Below are 18,457 nucleotides of genomic sequence, written 5' to 3'. Positions count from 1 at the left end.
ACTATGAAAGTGAATACGTTTATAATTAAGGATAAACAAAGTTTATATTGCTAATAAAGAAAGTTTATATTTTTGATATATTTGCCCTATGATTTTACGAGGAGAAAACTTAATCAAAGAATACGGTCCTAAAAAAGTAGTAAAAGGCGTTTCTGTACAGGTTCAACAGGGAGAAATTGTTGGTTTGCTTGGTCCCAATGGAGCAGGGAAAACCACTTCGTTTTATATGATTGTAGGATTGGTTAAGCCTACTTCAGGAAAAATTTTCCTCGATAAACAGGAGATTACTACCGATGCAATGTACCGCCGGGCCCAAAAAGGAATTGGTTATCTGGCGCAGGAAGCTTCCGTTTTCAGAAAGCTGTCTGTAGAAGAAAATATCATGGGAGTTTTACAGCTTACCAAGCTTTCAAGACGTGAACAGCAGATCAAATGTGATGAACTGATAGAAGAGTTTTCACTGCAGCACGTTCGTAAAAACAGAGGAGATCTTCTTTCCGGAGGAGAAAGACGTAGAACAGAAATTGCACGCTGTCTGGCCACAAGCCCAAACTTTATCCTTCTCGATGAACCCTTCGCAGGGGTAGACCCGATTGCTGTGGAAGATATCCAGAAAATTGTAAGAAGTTTAGTGGATAAAAACATCGGTATTCTTATTACTGACCACAACGTACAGCAGACTTTGGCCATTACCAATAAAACATACATCATGTTTGAAGGGAAAATCCTTAAAGAAGGACTTCCTGAAGACCTTGCCAACGATCCTCAGGTAAGAGAGGCATATCTCGGAGAAAACTTTGTATACCAGAGTATTTTAGACAAACCGAAAAAGAAAAAATACATTTATAATATCTGGGCAGGTAATTTTGATTCAAAAGTACAGTTACAAGGATTTGTTGATGAAAATTTCGGACAGTATGACGACCTGAGACTGATGTATGGCTTTGAAGATATAAGCTTTGCATCATTAGCCAATTCGGAAATTGAACATATCTTCAATGATGTTGTTGATAAAAATGCAAATAACTCATTTGTGTTCCAAAGAAAAGAACTGACTTCACAATATCCCCTGGAGCAGGCACAGGCTGAATCCAAAGCAGCCAGCAAACCGGAGCTGCATTATCTTACAACGTATTTTTACGAAGGATAAAAATTAATCATGAAAAAAAGGATTAAAAATTTTTCATTTATCTTACTTGGAGTTTTAGTACTTATTTTTATTCTAAACAATTATATAAAATATAAAAACCCTTTTTACGAAGTATTATGGATTAGTGATGCACCAGGTGCTAGTGAAAGGTTTGTTACTTTTACTCCTGTTTTAAAATCCAATCCCTCAATAAAGCTGGGTGAAACAGTTGGTGCAGATCATGCAAAATTATATTTTGAAGATGTAGATAGTGATGGTGAAAAAGAAGCAATAATTGAAACAAAAACTTTTCTTAATTTTGATGATATGACTACTCCAGAAAAACATATTTTAAAATGTACTAAAAATAAGACTGGTAAACTTAAATTTATTGAGACAATATAAACTTATAACCAGATAATTCTCAAGACTTATTAATAGAACAGTATAGTTTTTGCTAAATAAAATTCATGGCAAAACCTTTCAACAGAACCGTCACTTTATTCGGGATTTATAAACAGCTTGTTCCATTCATCAAACCTTACCGTTTAATGATCTATGGGACGCTCTTTCTGACCTTTTTAGGAGCCCTTGCGGCGCAGGTAAACCCTATTGTTTTAAAATATACGGTAGATGAGGTAACAAAACTTACCCACCTTCCGCATCCCATGTCCGAAGGTGTTCATATCCTGATCGTGATTTCCATTATTTTATTGGGAAAAGAGTTGCTGAATATTTTCATCAACTTCGGACAGAAATTTTATGGTGAAAAAATAAGGATCAATGTAAGCTCTGTTCTGGCACAGTCGGCTATCGACAAAATACTGATGTATAGGGTAGCCTATTTCAACGATGAAAATCATGAATCCGGTAAACTACAGATTAGAATAGACCGTGGAATTGAAAGTTTAACAAGACTGGTACAGAATTTTTTCATTGATATTCTTCCGCTTTTTTCCAACGCTATCATCGCTCTGATCATCATGTATATGCAGAATGTATATGTGGGAATGGTTTCTACGATCATTGTACCTATTTATTTCTATATAAGTTCATTGCAGGCAAAAAAGCTGGGAGGAGTACGCCGCCAGCTCAGAAATCAGAGAGAAAGAAAAACTTCAGGACTTTTGAACCTGATCAATTCCATTATGGTGATTAAAAGTTTTGTGCGGGAAAAATTCGAAGGCAAAAAACAGTATGATCTACAAATGGAGCTGATGGAAAGCCAGATGTTCACCAGGAAAACCAACTTTATTTATGATGGCCTGAAAACTTTTATTGAACAGTTTGGAGTGGTTTTAATCATTCTTTTGACAGTTTATCTCGTTCTTGACCAGCAGATGACTATTGGTGCAATCATGCTTCATATTATGCTGTTCAACAATATTTCAGCACCTATTCGTCAGCTGCATAGGATTTATGATGATATGAACGATGCTATGATTTACGCTGAAGGCTACTTCGAGATTCTTAATGCAGATGACGAAACAGAACCGAATGGAACTTTCGTGGAAAAGGAGATCAAAGGAAATTTTGAATTGAAAAATGTAGATTTCAGCTATCCAAACGGAACACAGGCACTGCATGATGTTTCCATGAAAATAGAGAACGGAAAAACTACGGCACTGGTAGGACTGAGCGGAGCAGGAAAATCAACAGTTATTAACCTTTTATGCAAATTTTATCTTCCGGACTCAGGGGAAATCCTTCTGGATGGAGTCAATTTAAATGATTATGATAATACCTTCCTGAGAGACGATCTTGGCCTGGTACTGCAGAAAAACCATATTTTCCAGGGAAGCATAGAAGATAACATCCGCTATGGAAACATGAATGCCACTTTTGAAGAAATTCAGGAAGCTTCAAGAAAAGCTTATCTGCATGACCAGATTCTGGATCTTCCGGACGGCTACCAGCACGATGCAACACAACTTTCAGGAGGACAGCAGCAGAGAATTGCCATTGCCAGACTATTCCTGAAAAACCCGCCCATTATTTTCCTGGATGAACCAACTGCCAGCCTCGATGCTATTGCTACAGAGCAGATCAAAAATTCTTTGGATGCCATTAAAGAAGGCCGTACTGTAGTTATTATTTCCCATTCACTATCACAGATCCTGGATTCTGATACCATTTACGTGATGAAAAAAGGAAGAGTAGTAGAAAGCGGAACTCATGATGAACTGGTTCAGCTAAACGGAACCTACCGTGAAATTTTCGATGCTTCAGCAAGAAGCTTAAATCTGGATAAGCTGGTAAGCACCTTTAAGGATAACTAATTAAAAATCCGTTCAATCTGCGGGAGAATAATATAATAAAAGCAGTAAAATTTATACCCGAACACCAAAAAAGATTGATAGATTTGTAGATCAATATGAACGACCACTATCTTAAAAAAATAGACCGGGTAACCGCTATTCTCACACAATTACAGTCAAAGCCGACGGTAAGGGCACAGGATCTTGCTGCCAAATTTGATGTCAGTATCCGTACGATTTATCGTGATGTGAAAACATTGGAAAATGCAGGAATTCCCATCATAGGCGAGGCCGGAAACGGATATTCCCTGATGGATGGTTATAAGCTTCCGCCCATTATGTTTACCAAAGAAGAGGTCCTCAGTTTTATCACTGCCGAAAAACTGATGCAGAAATTCTCACATCAAAGTCTCGGAAGCCATTATCAGATTGCAATGGAAAAAGTACGTTCAGTGCTTCGGAATTCAGATAAGAACCTGATTCAGAATATTGAAAAACAGATTGATGTTTATAATCATTATCCACAGACCAATGATAGTATCAAAAATGTAATTCCAACCATCCTGGAAAGTATTGCAGACAAAACACAGCTGATTATTGAATACAAAACCGTTGATTCCAGGGTTACCAACAGAACTATCGAAGCCGTAGGTATTTTCTTTGAGTTCAATTACTGGTATATCATGGCTTTCTGTACAATGCGAAAAGATTTCAGACAGTTTCGGGTTGACAGAATTCTGCAGATTTTAAAAACTCAGAACCCTTTTTCCCAGGAATACGGGCAGATCAATGATTACAGAAGGTATTCAGACGGAGAGAAAACCAAAGTCAGACTTTTGGTTGATAAAAAAATAATCGGACATATTGTTAATTCCAGGAAATATTACGGATTTATTGAAGAAATGGAGACAGAAAATGGAATTGAAATGATCTTTGAAACAGAATGGATTGAGGAAGGTTTCCCTCGCTGGCTGATCACTTTTGCGGATTATGCAGCCATTTTGGAACCTGAAAGCCTCAGACTGAAGCTGAATGATATTGTCAGCAGAATCTCAGGTAAGCACCAATAAAACCCCAACAAAAATCTGTTGAGGTTTAGGCAATATTAATTTAACTGAAGAATGGCTTTTTGTGTAGAAACAAAAAACAGAATGACGAAAAAGCTTAAAGCACATCCGAACAGTGGAATGCTGCAGTCATAAATTGCTGAGCAGATACCTTTTATATGAGTCGTGTCTAAATTGAATGGAATGATTTCTATTGAAAGTATCCATAAAAAGCATCGTTTATAAGCAATTCAACCGCAACCTGCTTTCTTTGCCTTTTGCAGTTCCGTCATTTTATCTCTCTAGAATCTTTCCCAGAAGAAAGGAGGCTCAATTCCTAATGCTCTCAGATACGTATATCCCTGTCCGCGGTGGTGAATTTCATTATCTACGAAATAAAGAATATTCTGGTATACCGGGAATTCATATTGTCCGAACAAATTAAAAGTTTCCTGGAAGCGTTCCTCAGAAATCTGGCTGAAATAACGGTTGATTACTTCCGTTTCTTCGTCCCATTTTTTAAGAAGATCTTCTTTCGTTGTTGGGTTGAACCCTTCCTCGTTGTAAGCTTCCATATTCTGATCAATAATTCCTTTTAAAGCAGGTCCGCCAATGCTGATAAGCTCTATCGCCAGCTTTGCGAAAGGTCTCATGCCGCCTACGGAAAATTCAAATAAATCTTTTTCAGGAAAAGCTTCTATTACTCTTCTGGTCAGGTTTCTGTGTCCCTGCCAGTGCTCTAATAATTGATCGGATGTCATGAACTGTTTGGTGGCTGTTGCTGTAGTTGTCATAATTGTATTGTTTATTTTGTTATTGTTGATACAAAGGTATGACAGGGTTATGACAACAGTTTGTCAGCAGTATTTTTGAGATTAAAAAAATATTTTATTTCTTTACTGTAATATCTCTACCTGTTTTCCGTTAAAAGAAAAGTGTATGGATAAAAAAATAGTAATCCATTAGAATTTTAAAATGAAGAAGTATATTTTACCTGTTGTTTCTGCACTTTTATTACTATCATGTAATAAAATCGAAGAAAAAATAGACCAGACCGTTCAGAAAACGACTGAAACCGTACAGCAGAAAGCCCAGCAGGCAGTTGAAGAAACTGTTAAGAAAACAGTCAGTGAATCAATTAATTCTTTAACCAATTCGCAGGACGTAAAATTTAACCAGGTATTTCCCGATGGAGGAAAGTCTGTAATTTCAGAAGAAAGCGGAAAGAAATTCAAATTTCCAAATGGTTCCGAGGGTTATATTTTTAAATATAAATCAGATATTTCGATACTCCTTCCTTTTCTTGAAAAACAACCTTCATCAGACGAAAACAAATCAGATAAAACAGCCCGTAAAATAGACGGACAAAGCATTATCGATAAAATAAGTTTTGTTTCAAAATTTCTTCCGGAAAATACTTTTGACACCAGTTTTCTGGAAGATATTAAAAACGATAAGAATATAGAATATTATAAACTGAAAAGGTTTCCCAATACCAGTACAATAATCTATAACCCCAAAAACCAGACCGTCATACAGTATGTAGAGGTAAATAAATAATTTGTGAGTGGCCGGATTGATCCGGTCATTTTTTATTCTAAAACCTGATATATTCAATAGGTTTAGGCTTTAGCCAAAACAAGCTTATAACAAAATCATCTGTGCAAATCCGTGAAATCTGCGGAAATAAAATTACTGGATATCAAATATAAGAATCCTTCGACTGCGCTCAGGATGACAGCTCTAATACCACCTGATTTATTATACATTGTCATTCTGAGCACAGTCAAAGGATTTTAACTGAAATAAATATTCATGTATTCATTCAGATCCTGCAGGCAAAACATTTGTCCGCATAATTTTAATAAAGTATTTTAGTAGTATGAAAATTTACACGAAAACAGGAGATAAAGGACAGACCGCTTTATATGGCGGAACAAGAGTTTCCAAAGCCAGTGCAAGGGTAGACAGCTACGGAAATATAGATGAGCTTAATTCATTCATTGGTATTTCCAAAAGTCATATTGAAGATGAAGAAGTTTTAAAACAGCTGAAGAAAATTCAGTTTGATCTCTTTACAGTAGGATCGGAAGCAGCAACACCTGTTGATAAGCTAATGTTAGCCAATGGAAAATCACGTCTTCCATTAATCATTTCAGATACAGAAATCGAAGAACTGGAAAACTGGATGGATGCATTTGAAGAAAAGCTGGAGCCGCTTCAGTACTTTATTCTTCCCGGTGGTGGAAAATCAGCCACATTTTTACATGCTGCAAGAACCATCTGCAGAAGGGCAGAACGTTCCCTTGTTTTTCTGAACGAATCTGAAGAAGTGCGCCCGGAGCTCATCAAATACCTGAACAGGCTTTCGGATTATCTTTTTGTTCTGGCAAGATATATTTCAAAAATCAATAACGAACCGGAAGAATATTGGAACCCGAATGAAAGATAAAGTGCTGCTTTTTATCAATGGAGATCCTCCAAAAAAACTTCCGGATTATGGTAATTATGAGCTTATTGCCTGTACGGACGGTGCTTTTCATTATCTGAAGAGTATGGGCTTTCCCTTGGATAAACTGGATTTTATTTCCGGTGATTTCGATTCCCATTCAGGAGCAGATGAAAATATTTACCACGAAAAATTTATTCATACTCCGGATCAGGAAAAAACAGATTTTCATAAAGCGCTGGATATTATTGCAGAGAGAGGCTTTAATACAGTTGATGTTTTTGGTGGAAGCGGTGGCGAGCAGGATCATTTTCTGGGAAACCTTACTGTTGCATTTCGTTTTAAAGACCGGATGGATATTAAATTTTATGATGAATTTTCAGAATATTATTTTATTCCGAAAAACTTTAGCATACAAGGAATAAAAGACAGAATGGTTTCGCTGTATCCCTTTCCTTCTGTTGAAAATATTACAACAAAAGGACTAAACTGGCCTTTAACCAATGACAAACTGAGTATTACTACAGAAATCGGAACAAGGAATTTTGCCGTTGATGATGAGGTTTCAATCGAATATGAAAAAGGAGATCTGCTGATTTTTGTAGGAAAGAAATATTTGTAGATTTAAACACAAATAACACTAATCCTTTCACAAATAAGCACAATTTTTTCGATCATAATCAACTTAAAATATTCAATAGGAATGGGCTTTAGCCCATTTAAAAAATAGATCAATCCAATTGGCTTTAGCCTAAATAAAAAATAACGCAAACATCTGTGAAAATCCGTGAAATCCGTGGTAAATAAATGAAAAACCTTATCAAAATATCATTTCTAATCCTCTCAATATTCTGCATTTTCTCCTGTAAAACGCAAAACTTCTCCACCCCTGAATACGGAAAAACAAAAAACGAAAAACAAATTAAGATTAAAAAAATCCACAATTTGCGTGCAGTAGAAAACATTAAAAACTCAGAAGGAAGAACGTTAAAAGAAGGGAAATTTTACAGAAGTGCACATCTTCACAAGCTGAAGAAAAAATCGTTCAGAGAATTTGAAAACTTAGGGATAAAGGAAGTAATTGACCTTAGAAATTCAAAAGAAATAGCTGCTAAACCTGATCAGCTTCCGGGTGATATTACTTATAAAAAATATTCAGCATTTGAAGATGAAGGAGATCAGCTGACTCAAGCCAAAAAACTGGTTCTGAAAGGAAAAGTGAACGGTTCTGATGCAGATAAAAGAATGATTGATTTCTACCGTGAATATGTAACGGAAAATCCGGAAATCATCAAAAAGATTATCACGGATATCCTGGAATCCGACCAGCCGGTTCTGTATCACTGTACCGCAGGAAAAGACAGGACAGGAATTACAACCGCCTTGATTTTAACGATATTGAAATTTGACAAAGAAACAATATATAATGATTATCTTTTATCCAATAACTACAGGAAAAAACTTGTCCTTAAAAGATTAAATCTGGCAAATAATTTACATTTTTTATACCCTAAAATGGATGTCAATGTCCTTGAAAAACTAAGTTGGGTAGAAACAGCATACCTTGATGCCGCTTTTGATGAAATCAATAAAAAATATGGCTCAACAGATGCATATATTCAACAGGTGTTGGGGATTTCAGACAATAAGCGGGAAGAATATATTAATAAGTTTACAAATTAATAATTCACCGCTGTTTTCCTTTGATTCTGTTTTGAAATTTATAATAAATTTAACGCTTAAAAACCAAACTTTTTTAGCAATTTTGCATTTCGTAATTCACTTGTCAAGAAATGAAAATAAAGTACTCGGAACTTATTGATCAGACATTGTATTTCCCTACAGAGGAATTTAATGTTTCTGAGAACAATTTGTTGTTTCACGATGTTCCTTTAATGGAAGTCGTTGAAAAATTTGGCACTCCACTGAAAATCAGCTACCTGCCAAGAATTTCTCAAAATATCCAGAAGGCGAAAAGCTGGTTCAGGGAAGCTTTTGAGAAAACCGGATATAAAAAGAATTATACCTACTGTTACTGTACAAAATCCAGTCATTTCAATTTTGTGCTTGAAGAAGCTCTTAAGAATGATATTTCTATAGAAACTTCTTCCGCCTATGATATGGATATTGTAAAATCTCTTTATGAGAAAGGGAAAGTAGATAAAAATATTGAAGTGATCTGTAACGGGTTCAAAACTGATGATTATCTGGTGAAAATTTCAGAAATGATCAACAGCGGTTTTGAAAATATTACCCCGATTCTGGATAACTACCGTGAATTGGACAAGCTTACAGAAAGTATTGATACCACTTTCGATATCGGGATCAGGATTGCTTCAGAAGAAGAACCGAAATTCGAATTTTATACCTCAAGATTAGGAATCGGATACAAAGATATCATCCCTTATTACAGCCAGAAAATCGCAGAACACCCGAATGCAAGATTGAAAATGCTTCATTTCTTCATCAATACAGGGATCAAAGATACAGCCTATTACTGGAACGAATTGTACAAATGTCTTCGCGTATACGCCCGTTTGAAGAAAATTGCTCCAGAGGTAGATTCTCTGAATATTGGTGGAGGTTTTCCTATCAAAACTTCTTTAAATTTCGAATACGACTATCAGTATATGGTAGAAGAAATCGTTTCCCAGATCAAGAAATTCTGCGAAGAGGAAGGAGTGGAAGAACCTAATATTTATACGGAATTCGGAAGCTTTACAGTAGGAGAGAGCGGAGCCAACCTTTACAAAATCATTTCTCAGAAACGCCAGAACGACAGAGAAAAATGGAATATGATTGATTCTTCATTCATGACCACACTTCCTGATACATGGGCTATCTCAAGACATTTTATCATGCTTCCGCTGAATAGATGGGAAGATACCTATGAAAGAGTTTTCCTGGGTGGATTAACCTGTGATTCGGATGATTATTATAATTCTGAGCAGCATACCAATGCCATCTACCTGCCCGTTTTCAGTGATACAAAACCTCTGTATATTGGATTTTTCCATACAGGAGCCTATCAGGAAACAATCGGAGGATACGGTGGAGTTCACCATTGCCTGATGCCGCAGCCAAGACATGTCCTGATCCAGAAAGATGAAAACGGAGAGCTTCAGTATGAAATTTTCCGTGAAAAACAGGAACCTGAAGATATTTTGAAAATTTTAGGATATAAATAATTTTATAATCAATAGAACGGGCTTTAGCCCGTTTAATCAAGAAAAAAATCAAATGGCTTTAGCCAAAACTATACAAAAACAAAAGCTCTCAAATTAGATTTCTGAGAGCTTTTTCATTTAAAAATATTTTGTAAGCTTATCAAGCTCCAGTTCCTCATAGTCTGAAACCACGATATCCGCTAAAGTATAATCCTGATCTTTTGAATGCGGGCTTCTGTAGGCTGCACAGAAAATTTCCGCTCTGTGTGCAGCAAGAATCCCGTTAGTGGAATCTTCAATTACCATACAGTTTTTCACAGATTCTCCTGCCATTTCTGCTGCTAATAAAAATACTTCAGGATGAGGTTTTGATTCCTTCAGGTCTGCACCGCTGATCTTTCCGCTGAAATATTTTTCAAGCCCGAATTTTTCAAAAACCATATTGATGGTTATCATTGTCGCTGAAGAAGCCAGGATAAGCTTAATATCGTTTTCGTAATAATGTTTAATCAGTTCCCTTACGCCCGGAATCAGATCAAAATCTTCATCATTATCAAAATAATTTTTGAAGTGGGACCTTTTAATACCTGCGATGGCTTCATGGGTATGTGTTAAACTATATTTGTCAATCAATGTTTCGCAAACCCTTTTGGTAGAGGCTCCGGTAAAAGAAGTGTATAAATCTTCGGAAACGGCAATTTCCAGTTCGTCAAACGTTTTAAAATAAGCTTTTCTGTGCAATGGTTCCGTATCTACAATCACCCCATCCATATCGAAAAGAACAGCTTTTAAGGACATATTTTGTTTTTTGCAAAAATAGCTTTTAAAATTTAAACATTAAAAGATTCAAAAATTTAAACATTCGGAACGCAAAAACTCGATTAATAACTCAACTACTATTTTGTATCTTTGCGGTAAATAGTTCAATCTTTACATCATTTAAATTTTTAAATAAAACATGAGAACATACGCAGGAATTCCTGAAGAAAATGCAACCTTAGAAAATTCTAAAGTAATGCTGGTAACAGTTCCTTACGATGGAACTTCAACATGGGGAAAAGGAGCCGACAAAGGTCCTGAATTATTTTTAAATGCTTCTGAAAATATGGAGCTTTATGATATTGAAACAGGAACTGAACCTTATCTTGACGGAGTATATCTGGCAGGAGAAATTTCTGAAAATTCCACTCCGGAAGCAATGACAGAAGCAGTTTACCAGAAAACCAAAGAGCTTTTGAACAACGAAGGAAAAGTATTTACCCTTTTCGGCGGTGAGCATTCTGTTTCTATAGGCTCTATCCGTGCAGTAGGAGAAAAATTTGAAAATCTTACGGTTCTTCAATTGGATGCCCATACAGACCTTCGTCCTGAATTCCACGGATCTACTTCCAACCACGCATGTGCGGTTTTTGAAGCCAATCAGAAGCATAACCTGGTTCAGGTGGGAATCCGTTCCATGGATGCTGAAGAAGCTGAATACCTGTCGGAAGGAAGAGTGTTTTTTGCCCACGAGATTGCTAATAATGATAACTGGATCAATGATGTTTTGGAGAAAGTTTCAGGAAACGTTTATATTACGATCGACCTGGATGCCTTTGACCCGTCAATTGCCCCATCTACAGGAACTCCGGAACCGGGCGGACTTCAGTGGTACCCAACTCTGGAATTATTAAGAAAAGTATTTGAAAAATGTAACGTAGTGGCATTTGATATTGTAGAATTAATGGATTCTCCGATGGCTAAGCCCACAGCTTTCCTGGCAGCGAAGCTATATTACAAAATGCTTGCTTACAACCATATCTATAACAACAACTAAATTCCGCAAGAATCGGATTTTTTCTGCCGTATATTCTTTGGAAATTTGTGAGGTAAAAAAGAAATAGTATGTCCGCACAAAATCAGATAGATTATAACAGAATTGCCAAAGCGATAGAATATATCCAGAGCAATTTCAGGCTTCAGCCAGGTTTGGAGGAAGTGGCAGAGAATATTCACTTAAGTCCGGCTCATTTTCAGAAAATATTTACGGATTGGGCAGGAACAAGTCCGAAAAAGTTTTTGCAGTTCATCAGTCTTGAACATGCCAAAAATTTATTGAAGGAAGAAAAAGCGAGTTTATTTGATACCGCCTATGAAACAGGACTTTCCAGTACAAGCAGGCTTCATGACCTTTTTGTGAAAATAGAAGGAATGTCTCCGGCGGAATATAAAAACGGTGGAAAAAGCCTGAACATTAATTACAGTTTTTCCAAAAGTCCTTTTGGATATGTAATGGCAGCGTCTACAGAAAAAGGGATCTGCTATATGGCTTTTGAAGACGATAAAGAAACAGCATTGGGAAACCTGAAACAAAAGTTTCCTAATGCTTCTTTTTTTGAAAGGCAGGATACGCTGCAGAAAAACGCACTGTCCATATTCAGTCAGGACTGGACGAAGCTCAATACCATCAAACTACACCTGAAAGGAACAGATTTTCAGCTTAAAGTCTGGGAAAGTCTGCTTACCATACCAATGGGAAAACTTTCCACTTATGGAAACCTTGCCGAAAAAATAGGAAATCCTGGTGCATCCAGGGCAGTCGGAACAGCAATTGGCAGTAATCCGGTAGCATTTCTTATTCCATGTCACCGTGTGATCCAGTCTACGGGCAATATTGGAGGTTACAGATGGGGAAGCGGCAGAAAACAGATGATCGTGGGCTGGGAGAGTTCACAGATCTATTCCGGAAATTCTGTTTTGCCTTAAAATTTTATCATAAAGGTCATAAATGCATTTTACCTTATACTTTTTATAAATTTGGAATTATGAACAGCCTGTTTGAAGAAATATCAGAATACCCTTTGAATGTCCTTCCGCATGACGGTACAGTCCATTATTACGGAAAGGTTTTTAACAGGGAGAAGTCCCGGCATTTTTATGATTACCTGTTCCATCAGATTCCGTGGGAAAATGATGAGGCAATGATCTTCGGAAAATTAATTTTAACAAAAAGAAAAGTAGCATGGTTCGGGGAAAAAGCCTTTGAATATACTTATTCAAAACGGACAAAACTGGCAAAATTCTGGACTCCGGAACTGCTGGAACTCAAGCAAAAATGTGAGGAAGTTTCAGGAGAAACGTACAATTCATGCCTTCTCAATTTATATCATGACGGAAGTGAAGGAATGGCTTATCACAGCGATGGCGAAACCGATCTTAAAAAACACGGTGCTATTGCTTCACTGACTTTCGGTGCTGAAAGAAAATTTTTATTTAAACATAAAACAACCAAAGAGAAAGTGGAGATATTCCTTGAAAACGGAAGTTTACTGATCATGAAAGGAACAACCCAGGAAAACTGGCTCCACAGGCTTCCACCTACAACTAAAGTAAATGCACCACGTGTAAATCTTACTTTCAGAACAATTGAAGAATAAAATAAGGTGGCTGAGGCTCTCGAAGCCACCTGCAACTAAAAACTCCGGCCGCTGAGGGAACCTCAGCGGCCGGAGTTTTAAATATATACTTTACGATGACTAAGTTGCAGAAGTCACCACCTAAATTTCTATTTCAATATCTCTGCTTCAATAGAACTGTCATTATATACTTTAATAAAAGCTTTCGTATACTCTTCTTTCGTCGCAAAATTTGGATTTTCCATAAACTTCTGAGGGTTTATTGCAAATAGCGGCCACCATGTGCTGCTGATCTGAATCTGGATTTTATGACCTTTTTTGAAAGTATGCATTACATCCTGAAGCCTGAAATTCAGGGCTGTTTTTTGGTCAGGTACCAAAGCTTCTCCTTTTTCGCGGGTATTTCTGAATCTGGCAGGCATAATTTCACTTCTTACCATTTGATGATAGTTAGGATAGATTACACCGTCTTTCTTTTCCACTGGTTTAAAATCTTCAGGATAAACATCGATCAGTTTTACCGCAAAATCTGCATCTGTAGAAGTGGAAGCAATATTAAGTTTAGCCATGATCTCACCGGCAAATGTGATATCTTCTGTTAGAACGTCTGTTGTAAAAGTCAGAACATCTGGCCTCCCTACTGCAAACCTTTGATCTTCCGACATATAGTTTTTAGGAGTAAACCCATTAAAGTCCTTCAGATTATCCGAACTTAAAACAGGATTGTCCGGATCGCTGTAATATTCTGAAAAACCTTGCCCTGAAGAATTTTTCAATGTTCCATCTGCTAAATAGAAATTGATTTTCTGAGCATTCTTCGGAGGATAAGAAGCAAACTCTCTCCATTCTTTAGCTCCCGTATCATACATTAAAGCCTCCGGAAGTCCGGCATCTTCTTTTGTGTTTCCTTTTAAATAATGGTTGAAGAATTTGGTTTCAATATTTTTCTGGTAATAGGTTGCAATGCTATCCCCGAAATAGATTTGGTTATGAAAATGTTTCCCCTGTTCCTGTGCCCATGCTCCGTGTGAAAAAGGTCCCATTACAATTGTATTTTTTGCCTTTGGACTTGTTTTTTCTATAGTCTTATAAATATTAAGCGGTCCTGAAAGATCTTCAGCATCAAACCAGCCGCCAACGGTCATTACCGCGTGGTTTACATTCTTCAGATGAGGAAGAAGGCTTCTTTTCTGCCAGAATTCATCATAATTTGGATGATTCATAATCTCCGTCATGAAGAAATTATTTTTGTAATATTTTTCATAGCCGTCCTTCAAAGTTCCCATATCTCTGTAGAATTTAAGGCCGTCTTCAGAAGTCTGCTTTACAAAAGAATCCATGTACCAGGCTTTGTTTTCAGGCCTTGTCTTCTGAACCCCGAAAACAGGGAAGGTTCTGAAATACCCCAGCATAAACCTACCGTTGTGAAGAAAATCATCATTCCAGAAATCAGATATAGGAGCCTGAGGAGAAGAGGCAACTAAAGCCGGATGCTGTGCCAGTATTCCTGCCGCAGTATAAAATCCAGGATATGAAGTTCCGTACTGACCTGCCTTGCCATTATTGTCTTTAACGTTTTTCAAAAGCCAATCTATGGTGTCATAAGTATCTGTGCTTTCGTCCACATCTTTTTTGGTCTTGCGGTCTACCTGTGGGGTCATATTGGTGAATGTTCCTTCACTCATATACCTTCCGCGTACATCCTGAAACACGAAAATATATTTGTCTTTCATCAGGTACTGGTTAGGTCCCAGCTTGGCTCTGTATTCATTTTCACCATAAGGAGCAATACTGTAGCAGGTTCTCTGCATCAGAAAAGGATATTTGTTTTTACCGGAAATATCTTTCGGGATATAGATTGCGGTGAAAAGCTTTACTCCGTCACGCATTGGAATATAGACTTCCTTTTTGATGAAGTTGTCTTTTACAAAAGTATCCTTCTGATCTGCATTTTGGGCACTTCCAAGGATAAAAAAGAAAATAAATAAAATTGAAATATGGATCTTCATAAATAAAATTTACAGCTAATTTAAAAATAAATAGCTTCCGGTACATAGTATACCATCAATCTTTACGACAAAATAGAGAGAAAATAAAAAAATAAAACATAAGCATCTGCTCAATCTTATTAATCTGCGGAGGTTATTTTTACGCTCACAGATTAAGCAGATTCTTTTAGTGTTCCAATAAAAATATTTAAGAACTAACGAAAGGTAAAGTTTTTCTTTACATCTTTTTGCCTGCAAATTTGTTCAGTTTCATACTTAGCGAGAACATGATATAGCGTCTGAGAATAAGATCCTCGCGGTCTTCAATATAGGCATTGGAGATGGTTCTCTTTACGCTCTGGTTTTGGTTCAGTACATCATAAACTTTCACTTTTGCTGTAAACTGTTTATCAAAGAATGAATACCCTAAACTTGTATTCCAGAAATAAAAATCTTTTTTGAAACCGGGTGCAATATTAGAATTGGTACTGTATTCAAAATCATTTCCGAAAACCAGCCTGCTGTTGAAAATATAATTGGTAAGCTCCAGCTTTAAAGTTTGGTTGGTTGTATTTGCTTTATCAATGCTGTAGTTGGTATATTTTGAAGAATTGTAGGAAAGCCTGTAAGAAGGTTTTATACTTAATCTATCTTTGAGGGTATATGTTATATTCAGGCCCGGGCTCATGCTGTACGAGCTGCTGCTGAACAGCTGTCCGTTAATAAATCCTTTATTGTAGTTATACAGCATACTAAACCTGGGATTGATGGTTAATTTGCTGTCCTTCCATTTAAAACTTTTACTGAAATCTCCTGTAGCATTTACATTCTTGTTACCGCTTATATTATCATAAGTGATAAGCTGCTTTCCTGAATCGTCATACCTGGAATAATTGACAATATCATTATTCCGATACGTAAAACCGACATTCAAACGGTAGTTCATTTCCTTTATCCTGTGATAGCTGCTGAAATACAAAGAACTGCTGTTTATCCAGGTATTCTTTAAACCGGGATTTCCCGTGTGAGAGCTTAACGGGTTAGAGGTATCTTCATAAGGTATAAGTTGATTCGCCCCGGGAATACTGAAGTTTGAAGAATTGGAGAGTCCAATCTTTTTGTTTTCAGCAAGCTCATAATTGAAATTCACATTATATCCCGGAAGTGTAAAATTTTTCTGCAGGCTGTAGGCTTGCCCGTTGTAGATAGAATGTACTTTCATATCAGAAATACTCACATTCATGTATGCCCATACGCTGAATTTCTTTTTAGCCATGTCAAAAGAAAGCGTAGGGTTAATCTCATTAAACTTCTGATTCATGCTATTGGATAAAAATATATTGTAATCGGAATACATTCCTGAGACAGCGTTAAAATCATTCACATCTCTGAAATCTCTGGAAATTTTTGAATTATAAGTTAGATTCAGGCTTACAGATGCAGAATCTGAAACAGGTTCACTATAACCCACACCAAAATAATAATTATTGTTTTGATTTTTGGTTTCCGCCAGCTGATTTCGGTTGTCATATGGACTATTACCCTCATAAAAAACAGTCCCGGATTTGTTCAGGTTTGAGGTGGTGGATTCAGAAATTGTGGTGTTTATCGTAGCGTTCAGGTAACGTCTTTTTTTTCTGAACTGTTTCAGGAAATAAATATTAGGAGTGAATGAATTACTTTCCGATTCAGAGCTTGTATAGGAACTGCTTTCATTCAATAAAGAATTATCCCTTGAAGTAGATGAATTTGAATTGCTGATGCTTGAGTTCCGTGAATTGTTGAATTTGGGTGAAAGATAAATAGTGGTCAAAGAATCCAGCGTGATCTTTGCAGATGTATCAAAATTATACTGCTCGCTGTTATTTTCTCCCTTGCTTTCAGAATGGGTGGTAAGTGCATATTCGGGAAGAAGGGTTGTTCTTGAAACCTTCGATCCTGTCTCCGAACCAGAATTGGAGCGTGTTATGCTGAAATTATCCAGATCAGCATTTTTTGCAAGTTTATCATTATAATTGATGCCTATAGTAGTAGATTTTTGAATACCGCCACCGGATGAGCCTCCTGTAGAATTTCTCCCTCTGCCCATACTGTCAAAAACATCATCATTGGAAAATCCCTGGGAATTGATATTGTTGGATGAAGCAATAATATTTATTCTGGTATCTTTCTTAAAATAACTTATAAATGCACTTCCTTCATAGCGTTTATCGGAACCGTAGCCAAGACTCAGCCTGGAAATAAGACCTTTGTTCTTTTTTTCATCAATATTAAAATTGATCGTTGTATTGTTGGATTTTGGTGCTTTTCCGGTAAACTCTTCCTCTTTTGTTTTGGTGGTGGTAAACTGGATGTTTTTAATGATATCTGCAGGAAGGTTCTTAAGTGCAATTTTACCGTCTTTATCAAAAAAAGGTTTGCCATTGATCATTACCTGGTCTACTTCTTTTCCGCTTACGGTAATCTTACCGTCATTGCCGATCTCTACACCGGGAATCTGTTTCAGAAGCTCCTCAATTTTACTGTCCGGACGTACTTTAAGTGCTGCTGCATTAAATTCTATCGTGTCTTTCTTAATTTTTACGGGCGATACGGTAATTTTTATTTCCTCAATATTTTGCACCTTATTTGAAGGAAGTTCAATATCTCCCAAAGAAAGAGATTGGCTGATTTTTTCTATTTTCTGAGAATAACCGGAGAATTTATCATGATGAACCCTTAAAATCGAAGGCTCATTCAAAACATCTGTTTTCAGGGAAAATTTGCCTTCTTTATTCGTAGAGGTATAATTGATAATGGATGAATCTTTTTCTTTGAGAAGATAAATGGTGGCATCCTGTACAGGTTTTTTCTCAGGATCAGAGACCTTTCCATTGATTGAAAAGTGTTGCGCATGTAACATCATACTATTGACTGCCAGTAACAGCAGCCATAAGATTTTCTTCATTAAGTGTTTTTAAAGCGTAAAAGTATAAAAAAAACATCCCCAATCGGGGATGCCTGTATTATTTTTTTAAAATTCAGT

At 36.6% G+C, this 18,457-nt stretch carries 15 protein-coding genes and 1 pseudogene; 12 read left to right on the top strand and 4 right to left on the bottom strand.

Annotated features, from left to right (window positions below):
• Window positions 1-88: 88 nt before the first annotated feature.
• From lptB to HNP36_RS09745, 4 genes and pseudogenes are all read left to right on the top strand, one after another.
• Window positions 89-814 (top strand): annotated as a pseudogene (gene lptB, locus HNP36_RS09760) (LPS export ABC transporter ATP-binding protein); the annotation flags it as partial.
• Between the two features lie 345 nt (window positions 815-1,159).
• Entirely contained in the window at window positions 1,160-1,534 is a 375-nt protein-coding gene (locus tag HNP36_RS09755; protein ID WP_184158028.1) for a hypothetical protein, read from the top strand.
• Window positions 1,535-1,680: 146 nt separating this feature from the next.
• A complete protein-coding gene (locus HNP36_RS09750; RefSeq protein ID WP_184162150.1) occupies window positions 1,681-3,408 on the top strand; it encodes an ABC transporter ATP-binding protein in 1,728 nt (575 codons plus the stop codon).
• 95 nt (window positions 3,409-3,503) lie between these two features.
• On the top strand, window positions 3,504-4,457 hold the full coding sequence (locus HNP36_RS09745) for a helix-turn-helix transcriptional regulator (RefSeq protein WP_184158030.1): 954 nt from the start codon (window positions 3,504-3,506) through the stop codon (window positions 4,455-4,457).
• Between the two features lie 278 nt (window positions 4,458-4,735).
• Here HNP36_RS09745 and HNP36_RS09740 read toward each other — a convergent pair whose 3' ends face one another.
• Window positions 4,736-5,227 (bottom strand): DinB family protein, encoded by a 492-nt coding sequence (locus HNP36_RS09740; protein ID WP_184158032.1) that lies wholly within the window; start codon window positions 5,225-5,227, stop codon window positions 4,736-4,738.
• 181 nt (window positions 5,228-5,408) lie between these two features.
• Between HNP36_RS09740 and HNP36_RS09735 the strand changes: the two genes are divergently transcribed.
• The 5 genes from HNP36_RS09735 to HNP36_RS09715 all read left to right on the top strand — a co-directional run bounded on the left by HNP36_RS09735 (window position 5,409) and on the right by HNP36_RS09715 (window position 10,070).
• Window positions 5,409-5,993 carry a hypothetical protein gene (locus HNP36_RS09735; RefSeq protein ID WP_184158034.1) on the top strand — a complete coding sequence of 195 codons (585 nt, stop codon included), beginning with the start codon at window positions 5,409-5,411 and terminating at the stop codon, window positions 5,991-5,993.
• A gap of 322 nt (window positions 5,994-6,315) precedes the next feature.
• Entirely contained in the window at window positions 6,316-6,885 is a 570-nt protein-coding gene (locus tag HNP36_RS09730; RefSeq protein ID WP_034674575.1) for a cob(I)yrinic acid a,c-diamide adenosyltransferase, read from the top strand.
• Window positions 6,875-7,504 (top strand): thiamine diphosphokinase, encoded by a 630-nt coding sequence (locus HNP36_RS09725; protein ID WP_184158036.1) that lies wholly within the window; start codon window positions 6,875-6,877, stop codon window positions 7,502-7,504. The genes HNP36_RS09730 and HNP36_RS09725 overlap by 11 nt, the downstream gene beginning before the upstream one ends.
• 185 nt (window positions 7,505-7,689) lie before the next feature.
• The gene (locus tag HNP36_RS09720; protein ID WP_184158038.1) at window positions 7,690-8,565 is read left to right on the top strand and encodes a tyrosine-protein phosphatase; all 876 of its coding nucleotides are present in this window, start codon (window positions 7,690-7,692) and stop codon (window positions 8,563-8,565) included.
• 110 nt (window positions 8,566-8,675) lie between these two features.
• Window positions 8,676-10,070 (top strand): arginine decarboxylase, encoded by a 1,395-nt coding sequence (locus tag HNP36_RS09715; protein WP_184158040.1) that lies wholly within the window; start codon window positions 8,676-8,678, stop codon window positions 10,068-10,070.
• Window positions 10,071-10,187: 117 nt separating this feature from the next.
• Here the strand turns inward: HNP36_RS09715 and HNP36_RS09710 are convergent, their stop codons facing one another.
• Window positions 10,188-10,847, bottom strand: coding sequence for an HAD family hydrolase (locus tag HNP36_RS09710; RefSeq protein WP_184158042.1), 660 nt, complete (start codon window positions 10,845-10,847; stop codon window positions 10,188-10,190).
• Window positions 10,848-11,007: 160 nt separating this feature from the next.
• On the opposite strand from HNP36_RS09710, the gene speB reads away from it, so the two are divergent.
• The 3 genes from speB to HNP36_RS09695 all read left to right on the top strand — a co-directional run bounded on the left by speB (window position 11,008) and on the right by HNP36_RS09695 (window position 13,465).
• Window positions 11,008-11,865 carry an agmatinase gene (speB, locus tag HNP36_RS09705; RefSeq protein ID WP_184158044.1) on the top strand — a complete coding sequence of 286 codons (858 nt, stop codon included), beginning with the start codon at window positions 11,008-11,010 and terminating at the stop codon, window positions 11,863-11,865.
• Between the two features lie 68 nt (window positions 11,866-11,933).
• A complete protein-coding gene (locus tag HNP36_RS09700) occupies window positions 11,934-12,794 on the top strand; it encodes a bifunctional helix-turn-helix domain-containing protein/methylated-DNA--[protein]-cysteine S-methyltransferase (protein WP_184158046.1) in 861 nt (286 codons plus the stop codon).
• 59 nt (window positions 12,795-12,853) lie between these two features.
• Window positions 12,854-13,465 (top strand): alpha-ketoglutarate-dependent dioxygenase AlkB family protein, encoded by a 612-nt coding sequence (locus tag HNP36_RS09695; RefSeq protein ID WP_184158048.1) that lies wholly within the window; start codon window positions 12,854-12,856, stop codon window positions 13,463-13,465.
• A gap of 128 nt (window positions 13,466-13,593) precedes the next feature.
• Here the strand turns inward: HNP36_RS09695 and HNP36_RS09690 are convergent, their stop codons facing one another.
• Both HNP36_RS09690 and HNP36_RS09685 read right to left on the bottom strand, forming a co-directional pair.
• Window positions 13,594-15,453 carry a CocE/NonD family hydrolase gene (locus tag HNP36_RS09690; RefSeq protein WP_184158050.1) on the bottom strand — a complete coding sequence of 620 codons (1,860 nt, stop codon included), beginning with the start codon at window positions 15,451-15,453 and terminating at the stop codon, window positions 13,594-13,596.
• A 217-nt stretch (window positions 15,454-15,670) separates the two neighbouring features.
• Window positions 15,671-18,379 (bottom strand): TonB-dependent receptor, encoded by a 2,709-nt coding sequence (locus HNP36_RS09685; protein ID WP_184158052.1) that lies wholly within the window; start codon window positions 18,377-18,379, stop codon window positions 15,671-15,673.
• Window positions 18,380-18,457: the final 78 nt, after the last annotated feature.

It is taken from the genome of Chryseobacterium shigense (assembly GCF_014207845.1).
Taxonomy (GTDB): Bacteria; Bacteroidota; Bacteroidia; order Flavobacteriales; family Weeksellaceae; genus Chryseobacterium; species Chryseobacterium shigense_A.
This window is presented reverse-complemented; position numbering and strand designations above follow the sequence as displayed.